16 protein-coding genes and 1 pseudogene are annotated in these 15,059 nt (G+C 73.8%); 14 read left to right on the top strand and 3 right to left on the bottom strand.

Annotated elements, in window-relative coordinates:
- The first annotated feature begins 47 nt into the window (after positions 1 to 47).
- The 3 genes from ACFW6P_RS02430 (at position 48) to ACFW6P_RS02420 (ending at position 2,107) form a co-directional block, all read left to right on the top strand.
- Positions 48 to 1,304, top strand: coding sequence for an alpha/beta fold hydrolase (locus ACFW6P_RS02430; protein WP_386422765.1), 1,257 nt, complete (start codon positions 48 to 50; stop codon positions 1,302 to 1,304).
- The gene (gene tsaE, locus ACFW6P_RS02425; RefSeq protein ID WP_386349742.1) at positions 1,273 to 1,791 is read left to right on the top strand and encodes a tRNA (adenosine(37)-N6)-threonylcarbamoyltransferase complex ATPase subunit type 1 TsaE; all 519 of its coding nucleotides are present in this window, start codon (positions 1,273 to 1,275) and stop codon (positions 1,789 to 1,791) included. The genes ACFW6P_RS02430 and tsaE overlap by 32 nt, the downstream gene beginning before the upstream one ends.
- Positions 1,792 to 1,936: 145 nt before the next feature.
- Complete coding sequence (locus ACFW6P_RS02420; RefSeq protein WP_386349745.1) at positions 1,937 to 2,107, top strand: hypothetical protein; 171 nt, start codon at positions 1,937 to 1,939, stop codon at positions 2,105 to 2,107.
- A gap of 29 nt (positions 2,108 to 2,136) precedes the next feature.
- On the opposite strand, the gene ACFW6P_RS02415 is transcribed toward ACFW6P_RS02420, so the two are convergent.
- Positions 2,137 to 2,691, bottom strand: a complete 555-nt coding sequence (locus ACFW6P_RS02415; protein WP_386422764.1) for a hypothetical protein — start codon at positions 2,689 to 2,691, stop codon at positions 2,137 to 2,139.
- 233 nt (positions 2,692 to 2,924) lie between these two features.
- Here ACFW6P_RS02415 and tsaB point away from each other — a divergent pair, with 233 nt between their 5' ends.
- Genes tsaB through ACFW6P_RS02395 form a run of 4 tightly spaced genes read left to right on the top strand, consistent with a single transcriptional unit; the run spans position 2,925 to position 5,419 of the window.
- Complete coding sequence (gene tsaB, locus ACFW6P_RS02410; protein WP_386349751.1) at positions 2,925 to 3,578, top strand: tRNA (adenosine(37)-N6)-threonylcarbamoyltransferase complex dimerization subunit type 1 TsaB; 654 nt, start codon at positions 2,925 to 2,927, stop codon at positions 3,576 to 3,578.
- A gap of 29 nt (positions 3,579 to 3,607) precedes the next feature.
- On the top strand, positions 3,608 to 4,081 hold the full coding sequence (gene rimI, locus ACFW6P_RS02405; RefSeq protein WP_386349909.1) for a ribosomal protein S18-alanine N-acetyltransferase: 474 nt from the start codon (positions 3,608 to 3,610) through the stop codon (positions 4,079 to 4,081).
- On the top strand, positions 4,074 to 5,165 hold the full coding sequence (gene tsaD, locus ACFW6P_RS02400) for a tRNA (adenosine(37)-N6)-threonylcarbamoyltransferase complex transferase subunit TsaD (protein WP_386422762.1): 1,092 nt from the start codon (positions 4,074 to 4,076) through the stop codon (positions 5,163 to 5,165). The genes rimI and tsaD overlap by 8 nt, the downstream gene beginning before the upstream one ends.
- Positions 5,162 to 5,419 (top strand): hypothetical protein, encoded by a 258-nt coding sequence (locus tag ACFW6P_RS02395; protein ID WP_386349757.1) that lies wholly within the window; start codon positions 5,162 to 5,164, stop codon positions 5,417 to 5,419. The genes tsaD and ACFW6P_RS02395 overlap by 4 nt, the downstream gene beginning before the upstream one ends.
- Positions 5,420 to 5,440: 21 nt before the next feature.
- Here the strand turns inward: ACFW6P_RS02395 and ACFW6P_RS02390 are convergent.
- Positions 5,441 to 5,950: pseudogene (locus ACFW6P_RS02390) on the bottom strand (fibronectin type III-like domain-contianing protein); the annotation flags it as partial.
- Between the two features lie 266 nt (positions 5,951 to 6,216).
- On the opposite strand from ACFW6P_RS02390, the gene ACFW6P_RS02385 reads away from it, so the two are divergent.
- The 3 genes from ACFW6P_RS02385 (at position 6,217) to ACFW6P_RS02375 (ending at position 9,480) form a co-directional block, all read left to right on the top strand.
- The gene (locus tag ACFW6P_RS02385; protein ID WP_386422760.1) at positions 6,217 to 7,332 is read left to right on the top strand and encodes an LCP family protein; all 1,116 of its coding nucleotides are present in this window, start codon (positions 6,217 to 6,219) and stop codon (positions 7,330 to 7,332) included.
- A gap of 379 nt (positions 7,333 to 7,711) precedes the next feature.
- Complete coding sequence (locus ACFW6P_RS02380) at positions 7,712 to 8,068, top strand: YciI family protein (RefSeq protein ID WP_386349762.1); 357 nt, start codon at positions 7,712 to 7,714, stop codon at positions 8,066 to 8,068.
- Positions 8,069 to 8,265: 197 nt separating this feature from the next.
- A complete protein-coding gene (locus tag ACFW6P_RS02375; RefSeq protein WP_386349912.1) occupies positions 8,266 to 9,480 on the top strand; it encodes an RNA polymerase sigma factor in 1,215 nt (404 codons plus the stop codon).
- Positions 9,481 to 9,482: 2 nt separating this feature from the next.
- Here the strand turns inward: ACFW6P_RS02375 and ACFW6P_RS02370 are convergent, their stop codons facing one another.
- Positions 9,483 to 10,646, bottom strand: a complete 1,164-nt coding sequence (locus ACFW6P_RS02370) for a methyltransferase domain-containing protein (protein ID WP_386349765.1) — start codon at positions 10,644 to 10,646, stop codon at positions 9,483 to 9,485.
- 337 nt (positions 10,647 to 10,983) lie between these two features.
- On the opposite strand from ACFW6P_RS02370, the gene ACFW6P_RS02365 reads away from it, so the two are divergent.
- The 4 genes from ACFW6P_RS02365 to groL all read left to right on the top strand — a co-directional run bounded on the left by ACFW6P_RS02365 (position 10,984) and on the right by groL (position 14,952).
- The gene (locus tag ACFW6P_RS02365) at positions 10,984 to 11,865 is read left to right on the top strand and encodes a polysaccharide deacetylase family protein (protein ID WP_386349915.1); all 882 of its coding nucleotides are present in this window, start codon (positions 10,984 to 10,986) and stop codon (positions 11,863 to 11,865) included.
- Positions 11,862 to 12,581, top strand: coding sequence for a polysaccharide deacetylase family protein (locus tag ACFW6P_RS02360; RefSeq protein ID WP_386422759.1), 720 nt, complete (start codon positions 11,862 to 11,864; stop codon positions 12,579 to 12,581). Before ACFW6P_RS02365 ends, ACFW6P_RS02360 begins: the two co-directional genes overlap by 4 nt.
- Positions 12,582 to 12,901: 320 nt before the next feature.
- Entirely contained in the window at positions 12,902 to 13,210 is a 309-nt protein-coding gene (gene groES, locus ACFW6P_RS02355) for a co-chaperone GroES (protein WP_053135717.1), read from the top strand.
- Positions 13,211 to 13,326: 116 nt separating this feature from the next.
- Complete coding sequence (gene groL / locus ACFW6P_RS02350) at positions 13,327 to 14,952, top strand: chaperonin GroEL (RefSeq protein ID WP_386349770.1); 1,626 nt, start codon at positions 13,327 to 13,329, stop codon at positions 14,950 to 14,952.
- Positions 14,953 to 15,059 lie beyond the last annotated feature (107 nt).

Genomic DNA, 15,059 nt, shown 5'->3' with positions numbered 1-15,059 from the left:
CGACCAGCAGAGTCACGGATCGGCAGCCCGGCGAGGAGGAGCGGTACGTGAGCGAGAGCAGTGCGGAGGCCGTCGCGGACGTCGCCTCCGCGGCCGTCGCGGCCTCCGCCGCGGGGGCGGCGGGGGGCTGGCGCCGGGCGACCGGCATCGCGGGCGTGGCGATAGGCGTGGTGGCCGCGGGCGCGGCCGCCGGAGTCGCCGTGGAGCGGATGACGGTCGGCCGCGGCATGCGCCAGAAGGCCCGCCTCGCCCTGGACTCGGCCGGACCCTACGGGGCGCTGCGCGGCATGCCCGGCAAGGCGTTCGCCGAGGACGGCACGGAGCTGTACTACGAGGTCGACGACGCCGACCCGGAGGCCGCCCCCGCCACGGGGCCGCGCCGTCGCAGGCTCTTCGGCCGCAAGTCCCCGGCCCCCGTCACGGTCGTCTTCAGCCACGGCTACTGCCTCAGCCAGGACTCCTGGCACTTCCAGCGGGCCGCCCTGCGCGGCGTCGTCCGGACCGTGCACTGGGACCAGCGCAGCCACGGCCGCTCCGGGCGGGGCGTGGCGCAGACCCGGGACGGCGAGCCGGTCACCATCGAGCAGCTCGGCGGCGACCTGAAGGCCGTCATCGACGCCGCGGTGCCCGAGGGGCCGATCGTCCTCGTCGGGCACTCCATGGGCGGCATGACGGTGATGGCCCTGGCCGACCGGTATCCGGAGCTGATCCGCGAGCGGACCGTCGGGGTCGCCTTCGTGGGGACGTCCTCGGGGCGGCTCGGCGAGGTCAACTACGGGCTGCCGGTCGCCGGGGTCAACGCGGTGCGGCGGGTGCTGCCCGGGGTGCTGAAGGCGCTGGGGCAGCGGGCCGAGCTGGTGGAGAAGGGGCGCCGGGCCACCGCCGACCTGTTCGCCGGGGTCATCAAGCGCTACTCGTTCGCGACCCGGGACGTCGACCCGGCCATCGCCCGGTTCGCCGAGCGGATGATCGAGAGCACGCCGATCGACGTGGTCGCCGAGTACTACCCGGCCTTCCACGACCACGACAAGACCGAGGCCCTCGCCCACTTCGCGGACCTGCCGGTGCTCGTCCTGGCCGGGGTCCACGACCTCGTCACTCCCAGTGAGCACAGCGAGGCGATCGCCGACCTGCTGCCGGGGGCGGAGCTGGTGCTCGTACCGGACGCGGGCCATCTGGTGATGCTGGAGCACCCGGAAGTGGTCACCGACCGCCTCGCCGACCTGCTCACCCGCACGGGGGCCGTGCCCGCAGGGGCTACCGTGAAGGGCTATGGAAGCACCAGCACCGCACAACCCGGCTGAGCCCGGTTCCGTCCAGATCGTCGTCACGTCCCCCGAGCAGATGCGGGAGCTCGGCCGCCGGCTCGCGAAACTGCTGCGCGCGGGCGACCTGGTGATGCTGAGCGGGGAGCTCGGAGCGGGCAAGACGACGCTGACCCGTGGGCTGGGCGAGGGGCTCGGCGTGCGCGGGGCCGTCACCTCGCCGACGTTCGTGATCGCCCGGGTGCACCCGTCGCTGGGCGACGGGCCGCCGCTCGTCCACGTCGACGCCTACCGGCTCTCCGGCGGCCTCGACGAGATGGAGGACCTGGACCTCGACGTCTCGCTGCCCGACTCCGTGGTCGTCGTGGAGTGGGGGGAGGGCAAGGTCGAGGAGCTGACCGAGGACCGGCTCCAGGTCGTGATCCACCGCGCGGTGGGCGACACGACCGACGAGGTCCGGCACATGACGATCACCGGCGTGGGGGAACGCTGGGCCGCGGCCGACCTGACGGTGCTCGCCGCCTAGACACCCCCGCGTGCGGCGGGTGACGAACGTTCCGACAAGACGTCGGCACCATGTTGCGTTCGGCGTCTTGTCCGTGGTCACATGGTATCCAGTCCGTGGTTAGGTCTGCCTAACCACGTCCGCCCCCGCCCCTCAGGAGGCGTCCATGTCGGCTACAGAGAGCAAGGGGCAGCACCCGTTGCCGTGCGCGGTCGCCGGGGTGTCCATGCGGGACCTGCTGGCGGCGGGCGAGGCCGCGGCGCTGATCTCCACGCCGCCGCGCGCCCCCGAGCCGGAGTTCTCCGGGCCGGTGCGCGACCACCGGGAAGCCGCCTAGGGACGTCCGTGCGCGGGGCCGGGTGACCGCTAGCGGACGACGACCACCTTCCGGCCGATCGTCGCGAACGTCCACATCACCGAGCCGTCCGTGCGGGACTCGCGGATGCCGCCCGTGCGGACCTTCGGGGCGGGCGCGCGCCTCGACTCGTCCACGGCCGCGCTGAAGCCGACGACCACCCCGTCGACGCTGGTGAAGCGCACGACGTGCTCGACGGGGACGCCGTCGGAGCCGGTGACCGCCTTCGAGCGGGACGTCACCGCGTAGCTGCCCGGGGGCGGGTCCACCGCGCTCGGGTCGACCTCGAAGGTCCGGGCGACCCCGCCGTTCGCGCCGACCAGCCACACCCGGTCGCGGCGCAGCGAGTACACGACCCGCGCGCCCTCGCCGGACCCCTCCGGCAGCGCGGTGAGGTTCCTCCTCGCCTGGGGCGCCCTGGAGGCGTCGACCGCCGCCGAGGCGCCCGCCCGCGCCCCGCCCGGACCCGACGGCAGGGCCTGCGACGCCTGGTGGGCGAGGCAGCCGACCGTCGCGAGGGCCGCGGCGGTGAGCCCGGCCGCGATTCCCGAGCTGCTGACTGCCACCGGCGGCCACCTCCGCGTCGTACGTCTCCATGCTGTGCCTGTGTCGTGACGGTAGGTGACGGTAGCAGTACGTGACGACCCGGCAGGCGCGGCCGTGCCGGGGCCGGGGAGCCGTGTCAGGCGTCCGGCCGTCCACACCGCTCCGGCCCCAGTACGGGGCCGCCGTGCGGGACGGTCCGCGCGCGGGCACCCGTACGTCCGACAGCGGCCCCGGGGAGCCGTAGGCTGTTTGCGTGCTCTTGCTCGCTCTGGATACCGCCACGCCCGCTGTCACCGTCGCGTTGCACGACGGCGAGGACGTCATCGCCTCGTCGAGTCAGGTCGACGCGCGGCGGCACGGGGAACTGCTGCTGCCGGCGATCGACCGGGTGCTCGCCGACGCCGGCCTGAAGCTCGACGCCGTGACGGGGATCGTCGCCGGGACCGGCCCGGGCCCGTACACCGGACTGCGGGTCGGCCTGATGACCGCGGACACCCTCGGACTGGCCCTGGGCGTCCCCGTGCACGGGGTGTGCACGCTGGACGGCCTCGCCCGGGCCGCCGACATCGAGGGCCCGCTCGTCGTCGCGACCGACGCCCGCCGCAAGGAGGTGTACTGGGCCCGCTACGCCGACTCCCGCACCCGCCTCACCGACCCGGCCGTCGACCGGCCCGCCGACATCGCCGAGCAGGTCGCGGGCCTGCCCGCGGTCGGCGCGGGCGCGCTGCTCTACCCCGACACCTTCCCCCGGGCCCACGAACCCGAGCACGTGTCCGCCGCCGCCCTGGCCCGGCTGGCCGTGGAGCGGCTGGCGGCGGGCGAGGAACTGCCCGCGCCCCGGCCGCTGTACCTGCGCCGCCCCGACGCCCAGGTCCCCAAGAACTACAAGGTGGTCACCCCCAAGTGACCGGGACCGTGACGTGCGCGCTGCGCGAGATGCGCTGGTGGGACATCGACCCCGTGCTGGAGCTGGAGCGGGACCTCTTCCCCGAGGACGCCTGGTCGCGGGGCATGTTCTGGTCCGAACTGGCCCACGCGCGCGGCCCGGAGGCGAACCGGCGGTACGTGGTCGCCGAGACCGGCCCCCGGATCGTCGGGTACGCAGGGCTGGTCGCCACCGGTGAGCAGGCCGACGTGCAGACCATCGCCGTCGCCCGCGAGCTGTGGGGCACGGGCCTCGGCGGACGGCTGCTGGCCGAGCTGCTGCGGGCCGCGACCTCCTTCGAGTGCGCCGAGGTGATGCTCGAGTGCCGCGTGGACAACGTCCGCGCGCAGAAGCTCTACGAGCGCTTCGGCTTCGAACCCATCGGGGTGCGGCGCGGGTACTACCAGCCGGGGAACGTCGATGCCCTGGTGATGCGCCTGACCACTCCCGAGAACTCCGCACAAGGAACCGAGATCAATGGCTGACGAACCCCTGGTCCTGGGGATCGAGACCTCCTGCGACGAGACCGGTGTCGGCATCGTCCGCGGCACGACCCTGCTGGCCGACGCGGTCGCCTCCAGTGTCGACGAGCACGCCCGCTTCGGCGGCGTCGTCCCGGAGGTCGCGAGCCGCGCCCACCTGGAGGCGATGGTCCCCACCATCGAGCGCGCACTGAAGGAGGCGGGCGTCAGCGCCCGCGACCTCGACGGCATCGCCGTCACGGCCGGTCCCGGACTCGCCGGTGCCCTGCTGGTCGGCGTCTCCGCCGCGAAGGCGTACGCGTACGCGCTCGGCAAGCCCCTCTACGGCGTGAACCACCTCGCCTCGCACATCTGCGTGGACCAGCTGGAGCACGGCCCGCTGCCCGAGCCGACGATGGCGCTGCTGGTCTCCGGCGGCCACTCCTCGCTGCTGCTGTCCTCGGACATCACCTCCGACGTCCGTCCGATGGGCGCGACCATCGACGACGCGGCCGGCGAGGCCTTCGACAAGATCGCGCGGGTGCTGAACCTCGGTTTCCCCGGCGGCCCGGTCATCGACCGGTACGCCAGGGAGGGCGACCCGAAGGCCATCGCGTTCCCGCGCGGCCTGACCGGCCCGCGCGACCCCGTCTACGACTTCTCCTTCTCGGGGCTGAAGACGGCCGTGGCCCGCTGGATCGAGGCCAGGCGGGCGGCGGGCGAGGACGTCCCGGTGCGCGACGTCGCGGCCTCCTTCCAGGAGGCGGTCGTGGACGTGCTGACCCGCAAGGCCGTCCGGGCCTGCAAGGACGAGGGCGTCGGCCACCTGATGATCGGCGGCGGCGTGGCCGCCAACTCCCGGCTGCGCGCCCTCGCCCAGGAGCGCTGCGAGGCGGCCGGGATCCGGCTGCGGGTGCCGCGGCCCAAGCTGTGCACGGACAACGGCGCGATGGTCGCCGCCCTCGGCGCCGAGATGGTCGCGCGCAACCGGGCCGCGTCGAGCTGGGACCTGTCGGCGGACTCCTCGCTGCCGGTGACCGAGCCCCACGTCCCGGGCCAGGACCACGACCACGTGCACGAGGTCGGCAAGGAGAACCTCTACTCGTGACGGTCGCGTTGATGTGGGAGGCGAGGGCCGTGCCCGGGCGCGGCGAGGACCTGCTGGCCTGGACGCGCGCGCAGGACCTCCCCCGTGCGCCGCTGCGCCGCGAGACCCTGCGCGCCCCCCAGGACCGGGTCCTCGTCATCACCTGGTGGGACGCCCCGTACGACGCCGAGCTGCCCGAACTCCCCGAACCGGACGGGGAGTTGGTCATGCGGGCCGTGCACCGCTGGCGCTTCGAGTCGGTGGGCGAGGGCTGACGCGGAGCTCCGCACGGCGCCTCACCGCACCGCCGTCACCGCCTTCACCGCTGTCTCGAAGCGCAGCCGGCGGCCGGGCCCCGGGCTGCGGACCGGTCCGGTGAGCGTGAGCTGGGCCGCGTGGCGCACGTCCGTGCTGGAGGCCGCCAACCGCAGCTCCAGGGCGCCCGGTTCGACCACCCTGCGGTCCGAGCGGTCGGTGAAGGCCGACAGGTCCGGGTGGAAACGGAACGTCACCCGGGCCGCCTCGCCCGCGGCCAGCTCCACCCGCCGGAAGCGGATCAGCCGCATGTCCGGGCGGGTCACCGACGCCACCGGGTCGTGCAGGTACAGCTGCACCACCTCCGCGCCCGCGCGCCCGCCCGTGTTGCGCACGGTCACCGTCACGTCGTACGGGTCGTCCGTGCCCAGCTCGACGCGCCCGGTCGCGGAGCCTTCCTCCCAGGTGAACGTCGTGTACGAGCGGCCGTGGCCGAAGGCGTGCAGCGGCGTCGGGTCGAGGCAGCAGCACGGCGGCGCCGGCGTGAGAGGCGCGCCTGCACGGTGCGCCGAAGTCAATCGAGCTCGATGTCGAAAGTCTCGGAAAGCCTCGCGCAGGGGGATCGTCGCGATCGGGCCTTCGGGCTGGCCGCAAGGAGACGGACGCGAGCGCGAGTTGCACGAACGCCTGGCGCAACGGGCGTGCGCCGGGAGGTGGTTCTGGCGCCGGGGTGGCGCTGGGGCGGGTCGGGACCGCGAAGTCTGAGAATTCCCGAAGAAAACACGGCCTGAAACAACTCCCGCCATAATTCGGACTTATGTTCCTGTGTGTGACGGGACATGAGTCTGGGGCCGGGCGGGACGCGGGCGAGACGGGGCGGGGAGCGAGCGGGGCGACGCAGGACGCCGTCGGGGGCGCGGGCATACGCACCGGCCGGCGGTCGATCGCGCTGCGGACCGCCGGCCTCACCCTGGCGGGGCTGCTGGTGGCGGCGGCCGGGGCGGCGGGCTGGGCCTACTGGCACCTCAGCGACAACATCACGAGCGTCGACATCGACCAGGCGCTCGGGGACGACCGGCCGCGCAAGCCGGTGGCCACGCCGTCGACCGCGGCGCAGGAGATGCCGAGCGAGGCGCTCAACATCCTCGTGCTGGGCTCCGACACGCGCAGCGGCGCGGACAATCAGCGGCTCGGCGGCGGTGACAGCGACGGCGCCCGCTCCGACACGGCGATGGTGGTCCACCTCGACGCCGGGCGGACCAGCGCGACGGTGGTGAGCATCCCGCGCGACACCCTCGTCACCCGCCCGTCCTGCCCGCGCCCGTCCGGCGGGACCACGGCGGTGGCGTACGGCTCGATGTTCAACAGCGCCTACGCGGTGGGCGGTCCGGTGTGCGCGGTGAAGACGGTCGAGGCCATGACCGGCGTCCGCATGGACCACTACATCGAGATCGACTTCTCCGGCTTCGCCAAGCTCGTGGACGCGCTCGGCGGGGTCACCGTCACCACGGAGGAGGACATCGACGACGACGACAGCCGTCTGCACCTGGAGGCGGGCACCCACCACCTGGACGGCACCCGGGCACTGGGCCTGGCCCGCACCCGGCACGGCATCGGCGACGGCAGCGACCTCGGCCGCATCGGTCTGCAGCACAAACTGGTGAAGGCGCTGCTGGAGCGCATCGCCGCGCAGGACCTGCTCACCGACCCGGCGAAGCTGTACCGCGTCGCGGACGCGGTGACCGCCGGCCTCACCACCGACACCGGCCTGGACTCCCTGAGCGAGCTGACGCGTCTCGGCCAGAGCCTGCAGCACCTGCCGGCGAGCGGGGTCCGGACGGTGACGATGCCGGTGGTGCGGGCGCCGTCGGACCCCAACCGGGTGGTTGCCGAGGAGCCGGAGGCGGGGCGGCTGTGGGAGTCGCTGCGCTGACGGCCACCGGCCGTCGTCGGGCTCTTCGTCGGCTGTCGGTCGGCTTTTCGGTCGTCGTCGTCGGGCTCTTCGTCGGTCGTCGTCCGGCCCCTCAGCCGTCGTTGTCGGGCTCTTCGTCGGCCGTCGTCCGGCCCCTCAGCCGTCGTCGTCGGGCTCTTCGTCGGTCGTCGTCCGGCCCCTCAGCCGTCGTCGTCGGGCTCTTCGTCGGTCGTCGTCCGGCCCCTCAGCGCCCGTCGATCGGCCCTTCCCCGGCCGCCGGCCGGTCGTCCGGAAAAAAATCTCCGGGAATTCCGGCGAGCGTGTCGATCCGGCGGTCTCCCGATCGACGCAAGGGTGAGAGCGGGGGGAAGGACCCCGCCCCGGACGACCAGGAGTCACCATGCCGCGCTTCCTCACCCTGATCCGCGTCGACGAGAAGAACGCCCCCGCCGAGGGCCCCAGCCCCGAGCTCATGGAACGCATGGGCAGCCTCCTGGAGGAGATCACCAAGGCCGGGGTCATGCTCGACACGGCCGGGCTCACCCCGACCTCGGAAGGCTCCCGGGTGACCTGGGAGGGCGGGCGGCTGTCCGTCACCGATGGGCCGTTCACCGAGACCAAGGAGGTCATCGGCGGCTACTCGATCAGCCAGTGCAAGGACAAGGCCGAGGCGATCGAGTGGACGAAGCGGTTCCTGTCCCTGCACGAGGAGTACTGGACGATCACCGCGGAGGTTCGCCAGATCAGCGAGGACTGACCGGTTCCGGTTGGCGGGGCGGTGCCGCCGGTGTCTGATGGTGGGTTGTGACACGACAGCCGACCGCCGGGCACGGCGGCACCCCGTCGGCCCCCGGACCGGGCGACAGCCCCGCCCCCGGACCGGGCGGCGCCGCGCCCCCCTCCCCGGCGCCCCGCACCGGCGGTGCCACCGAGGTCGTCGAGACCGTCTTCCGCATGGAGTCGCCCCGGATCATCGCCGGTGTCGCCAGGATCGTCCGGGACGTCGGGATCGCCGAGGAGCTCGCACAGGACGCGCTGGTCGCCGCCCTGGAGCAGTGGCCCCGGGACGGGGTGCCCGACAACCCCGGGGCCTGGCTCACGGCCGCCGCCCGCCACCGTGCCGTCGACCTGGTCCGCCGCCGCGAGAACTACGCCCGCAAGCTCGCCGGGATCGGCCGGGACCTGTCCACCGCGGCACCCCCGGAAGAGCCCGCCGACCCCGACGGCATCGACGACGACCTGCTGCGCCTGGTCTTCACCGCCTGCCACCCCGTGCTGTCCACCGAGGCCCGCACCGCCCTCACCCTGCGCCTGCTGGGCGGCCTCACCACGGCCGAGATCGCCCGCGCCTTCCTGGTCCCCGAGCCGACCGTCGCCCAGCGCATCGTCCGCGCGAAGCGCACCCTGGCGACGCGGAACGTCGCCTTCGAGGTGCCGTGCGGACCCGACCGCGAGGCCCGCCTCGGCTCGGTCCTCGACGTCATCTACCTCATCTTCAACGAGGGTTACGCCGCCACCGCCGGCGACGACTGGCTGCGGCCGTCCCTGTGCGAGGACGCCCTGCGGCTGGCCCGGGTGCTCTCCGCGCTGATGCCGAAGGAGCCCGAGGTGCACGGTCTGACCGCGCTCCTGGAGCTCCAGGCGTCCCGCACGGCGGCCCGCACCGGCCCCTCCGGCGAACCGGTCCTCCTCATGGACCAGAACCGCTCCCGCTGGAACCGCATGCTCGTCGCCCGCGGCATCGCCGCGCTCGGCAGGGCCGAGGCCACCGCGTCCGGCGCGCCGGGCCCGTACACCCTGCAGGCCGCCATCGCCGCCTGCCACGCGCACGCGTACACCTACGAGGAGACCGACTGGTCCCGCATCGCCACGCTGTACGGCCTCCTGGCCGCCCGCTCCCCGTCGCCGGTCGTGGAACTGAACCGCGCGGTGGCCGTCTCGATGTCCGAGGGACCCGCCCCGGCCCTCGCCCTCGTGGACGTCCTGGCCGGCGATCCGGCCCTGCGCGACTACCACCTGCTGCCCAGCGTCCGCGGCGACCTCCTCGCCCGCCTCGGGCGGACGGCGGAGGCGCGGGCGGAGTTCGAACGGGCGGCGTCGCTGACGCGGAACGAGCGGGAACGGCGGATGCTGCTGGGCAGGGCGGCCGAGCAGCCCGGCCCGACCTGACGTCAGACGGGGTGCCCGACGAGCATCGCCGGCGCTCCCGCCACCCGGGTCAGGAACACCGTGGCCGACCGCGGCCCCTGCGGCTTGACCTTCTTGCGCAGTTCCTCCGGCTCGACCGCCGAGCCCCGCTTCTTCACGGTCAGCGTGCCGACCCCGCGCTCCCGCAGCAGGGCCTTCAGCTTCTTGACGTTGAAGGGCAGATGGTCGGTGATCTCGTAGGCGGTGGCGTACGGGGTCGGGCGCAGCGCGTCGGCGGTGACGTAGGCGATGGTCGCGTCGAGCAGTCCGCCGCCGACCTGGTCGGCCACCTCCGCGACCAGGTGGGCCCGGACGGCGGCGCCGTCGGGCTCGTAGAGGTAGCGGCCGGGCGGGCGGACCGCCGGGTCGGGCAGGCCGCGGGAGAGCAGGGTGCGCGGGCCCGGCAGCAGGGTGGCGCGTACCGCACCCGGCTCGGTGCCGAACCACAGCACGGCCTCCTTCACGTCGCCGCCGTCGGAGATCCACTCGGCCTCGGCGTCCGCGGGAACCGCCTCGTGCGGGATGCCCGGGGCGACCTTCAGGGCGGCGGCGCGCGGCGCCCGGCGGGCCGCCGACACCGCCCAGGACAGCGGCGGCGAGCAGGCCTCCGGATCGAAGATCCGGCCCCGGCCCCCGCGCCGGGCCGGGTCCACGAAGACGGCGTCGTAGCCGGCCGTGTCGACGCCGGTGACGTCCGCCTCCCGCACCTCGACCAGGTCCGCCAGACCCAGCGCCTCGGCGTTCGCCCGGGCCGCGGCGGCCGTCAGCGGGTCCCGGTCCACCGCCAGGACCCGGATGCCGGCCCGGGCCAGCGCGATCGCGTCACCGCCGATGCCGCAGCACAGGTCGGCGACCGAGGTGACGCCCAGAGCGGCCATGCGCCGGGCCCGGTACTCCGCCACGCTCGCCCGGGTCGACTGCTCGACCCCGTTCGACGTGAAGAACATCCGGCCCGCGTCCTCGGCCCCGAACTTCACCGCCGCCCGCTGCCGCAGCCGCGCCTGCCCGAGCGCCGCCGACACCAGCTCGGCCGGGTGCTCGCGGCGCAGCCGGGTCGCGACGGCCAGCTCCCGCGCGGGGTCGGTGTCCCGCACCTCGTCGAGGAGGGCGCGGCCTTCGGGCGTGAGGAGGAGGGCGAGGTCGTTCACCGGTTCATTGTCGGCCACCGCACCGGTGCCGTGGCGTGTGGGCCGGTCGGTGGATCGCACCGCCCCGGTCGCGGTGTCGGACCCGGTCCGCCGGGGCGTGCTGCGAGGATCCGGCACCATGCGAGTAGTCGTACAAAATGACAAAAGCCGGGCATCGGGCCGGTTTTCTGCCGGCAGCGCGTCGCACGGGGCGCCGGGCCACGGGGCGCCGGGCCACGGGGCGCGACCGGCGCCGGGTGAGGGACTCCACCGGGGGTCCGGCCCTGCGACGCGCCGGGTGCCCGGCCGCGCGACCCGCCGCCTGACCGGCGGCGCCTCGCCCCGTGCGCGCGCTGGTGTGCGCATCGGACTCGCCGCGCTCACCCTCGCCGCCATCGCGTCGGGCTGTGCGCGGGGCGGTGCCGGGGACGAGGTGACCCCCGCGGGCGGCCAGCAGCCCCTCGACGCGCCCCCGGCCCGCGCGCTCGACTCCTACGCCACCAAGCTGCGCGCCGCGCACGCCGCCCGGGTCGCGGCCGCCCGCCGCTGGGGGCTGCGGAAGGCCCCGCTGACCGCCCCGCCGGCTCCCGCGAAGAAGCCCCGGATCAGGACCCGCGAGGGCTTCGAGGTGACCGGCCACCGCAGGCTGGAGCTCCCGCCCGTCTTCACCACCGTCCCCACCCGGGACAAGGTCGTCTTCCTCACGATCGACGACGGCGCCGAGAAGGACCCGGCGTTCCTGCGGATGATGAGCGACCTGGACGTCCCCTACAGCGCGTTCCTCAGCGGCCACCTGGTCAAGGACGAGCCCCGCTACTTCCGCAGGATGCAGGCCGCGGGCACGGTGCTGAACAACCACACGCTGCACCACCCCGCCCTGCGGGGCCTGCCCTACAGCCGGCAGGAGCGCGAGATCTGCGGGATGCAGCGCTACATGGAGAAGCGCTTCGGCAGACGCCCCACCCTCTTCCGCCCGCCCTACGGCAGCTACGACCGGGCGACCCTGCGCGCCGCCAAGGCCTGCGGCATCACGCACGTCCCGCTCTGGAACGAGGAGGTCTTCGCCGACCGCTGGGAGTACCGCGAGGGCGACCGGCGCCTGCGTCCGGGCGACGTCGTCCTCACCCACTTCAGGGGCCGCGGCCAGTGGAAGGGCACGATGCCCGACATGGTCCGCCGCTTCCTGAACGAGGTCGCCTCCGAGGGGTACGCGGTCGGGCGGCTGGAGGACTACCTGTGAGGCGGCCGGCCGCCGCGGCGCTGTGCGCCGGGCTGCTCCTGCTGGCCGGCTGTATGGGCCCCGCCGGGCAGCAGCGGCCGGAGCCCGCCGACGGCCGGGCCCAGGACCCGGCGCACCCGGCCGGCCGCCCCCGGCCGCCCGTCGTCGACCACGTCCCCACCCGGGACCCGGTCGTCTTCCTCACCTACGACGACGGCGCCGAACGCGCCCCCCGCTTCGTCCGCCTGGTCCGCGACCGGCGCCTGCCGGTCAGCATGTTCCTCACCGACAACGTCGTGGGCCCCGGCTACGGCCACTTCGCCCGGCTGCGCGCGGTCGGCGCCTCCCTGCAGAACCACACCCTCGACCACCCCGTCCTGCGCGGCCTGCCCTACGCCGGGCAGCGCGCCGAGATCTGCGGCCAGCAGCACAAGCTCCGCTCCCGCTTCGGCGTCCGCCCCACCCTGCTGCGCCCGCCCCACGGCGCCTACGACGCGGTCACCCTGAGTGCCGCCGCCGACTGCGGCATCTCGGCGGTCGTCCTGTGGCGCGCGTCCCTGGGCCCCGACGGTGTCCTGACGTACACGCGGGGCGGGCCGGGCCTGCGCCGCGGTGACATCGTCTCGGTGCCGTCCGGCGGCACGGCGTCCCCGACCCTCACGGACCGGACGCTGCGGCTGCTGGGGGAGATCGAGGAGCAGGGGCTGCGGGTGGGGCGCCTGGAGGACTACCTCTGACCCCGATCGCCCGGGGAATGCGCCTCCGGCGCTCCAGGGCCGCCTCCGGCGCTCCGGGGGCCGCCTCCGACGGCCCCGCGGTGACCTGGCGCCCGGTCCGCCGGGACCCGCGCCGGCACCCCGAACCGGCCGACGCGCGGTCGGCAATTAGCAGTCCGCTTGACCGAGTGCTAATCGCGGTCATAGTCTCGGGTCTGGCACTCCCCCCTGGAGAGTGCCAACACAGCGACGGGCAGGTCCGGCACCCGCGACGACGGATCCACCTGGTCGCCACCTCAGACAGTTAACCCCGTGAGATCTCCGAAGGGGGAGGTCGGATCGTGACGACCACCAGCTCCAAGGTTGCCATCAAGCCGCTCGAGGACCGAATCGTGGTCCAGCCGCTCGACGCCGAGCAGACCACCGCCTCTGGCCTGGTCATCCCGGACACCGCCAAGGAGAAGCCCCAGGAGGGCGTCGTCCTGGCCGTGGGCCCGGGCCGCTTCGAGGACGGAAACCGTCTTCCGCTCGACGTCTCCGTCGGTGACGTCGTGCTCTACAGCAAGTACGGCGGCACCGAGGTGAAGTACAACGGCGAGGAGTACCTCGTCCTCTCGGCCCGCGACGTGCTCGCGATCATCGAGAAGTAATTCACCCGAAGCACCTTGCTTCGAACTGCGCCCCTGGCCCCCGCGATCGCCAAGAAGCCGGGCGCCCGGGGCGCAGTTGCCGTTATCCCAGATTCCGGAAGAGGGCTCACGCTCCCATGGCGAAGATCCTGAAGTTCGACGAGGACGCCCGTCGCGCCCTCGAGCGCGGCGTCAACAAGCTTGCCGACACGGTCAAGGTGACGATCGGCCCCAAGGGCCGCAACGTCGTCATCGACAAGAAGTTCGGCGCCCCCACCATCACCAACGACGGTGTGACCATCGCCCGCGAGGTCGAGGTCGAGGACCCGTTCGAGAACCTCGGTGCGCAGCTGGTCAAGGAGGTGGCGACCAAGACCAACGACATCGCGGGTGACGGTACGACCACCGCGACCGTGCTCGCCCAGGCGCTCGTGCGCGAGGGCCTGAGGAACGTCGCCGCCGGTGCCTCCCCGGCCGCCCTGAAGAAGGGCATCGACGCCGCCGTCGCCGCGGTCTCCGAGGAGCTCCTCGCGACCGCCCGCCCGATCGACGAGAAGTCCGACATCGCCGCCGTCGCCGGTCTGTCCGCCCAGGACCAGCAGGTCGGCGAGCTCATCGCCGAGGCGATGGACAAGGTCGGCAAGGACGGTGTCATCACCGTCGAGGAGTCCAACACCTTCGGCCTGGAGCTGGACTTCACCGAGGGCATGGCCTTCGACAAGGGCTACCTGTCGCCGTACTTCGTGACGGACCAGGAGCGCATGGAAGCCGTCCTGGACGACCCGTACATCCTCATCACGCAGGGCAAGATCTCCGCCATCGCGGACCTGCTGCCGCTGCTGGAGAAGGTCATCCAGTCCAACTCCTCCAAGCCGCTGCTGATCATCGCCGAGGACGTCGAGGGCGAGGCCCTGTCGACCCTGGTCGTGAACAAGATCCGCGGCACCTTCAACGCCGTCGCGGTGAAGGCCCCCGGCTTCGGCGACCGCCGCAAGGCGATGCTGCAGGACATGGCCGTCCTCACCGGCGCCACGGTCGTCTCCGAGGAGGTCGGCCTCAAGCTCGACCAGGTCGGCCTGGACGTCCTGGGCTCCGCCCGCCGCGTCACCGTCACCAAGGACGACACCACCCTCGTCGACGGCGCCGGCAGCAAGGACGACGTGCAGGGCCGCGTCGCCCAGATCAAGGCCGAGATCGAGACCACGGACTCCGACTGGGACCGCGAGAAGCTCCAGGAGCGCCTCGCGAAGCTGGCCGGCGGAGTGTGCGTCATCCGCGTGGGCGCCGCCACCGAGGTCGAGCTCAAGGAGCGCAAGCACCGTCTGGAGGACGCCATCTCCGCGACCCGCGCCGCGGTCGAGGAGGGCATCGTCTCCGGTGGTGGCTCCGCGCTGGTCCACGCCGTCAAGGTCCTCGAGGGCGACCTCGGCAAGACCGGCGACGAGGCCACCGGTGTCGCGGTCGTCCGCCGCGCCGCCGTCGAGCCGCTGCGCTGGATCGCCGAGAACGCCGGCCTGGAGGGCTACGTCATCACCTCCAAGGTCGCCGAGCTCGACAAGGGCCAGGGCTTCAACGCCGCCACCGGCGAGTACGGCGACCTGGTGAAGGCCGGCGTCATCGACCCGGTCAAGGTCACCCGCTCCGCCCTGGAGAACGCCGCCTCCATCGCCTCCCTCCTCCTCACGACCGAGACCCTGGTCGTCGAGAAGAAGGAAGAGGAGGAGCCGGCCGCTGCGGGCCACGGCCACGGCCACGCCCACTGACGCACCACGGCTGAGGGCCGGCCGACCGCCGGCCCGCCCGTGCCCGAGCGAAGGCCCGGCACCCCGGAGACGGGGCTGCCGGGCCTTCGCCGTGCCGCGCGGCCGAT

The sequence above is a fragment of the Streptomyces sp. NPDC058741 genome (assembly GCF_042746715.1).
In the GTDB taxonomy this organism is placed as follows: domain Bacteria; phylum Actinomycetota; class Actinomycetes; order Streptomycetales; family Streptomycetaceae; genus Streptomyces.
The sequence above is the reverse complement of the archived record's forward strand: the minus strand, read 5'-3'. Positions and strand labels throughout refer to the sequence as shown.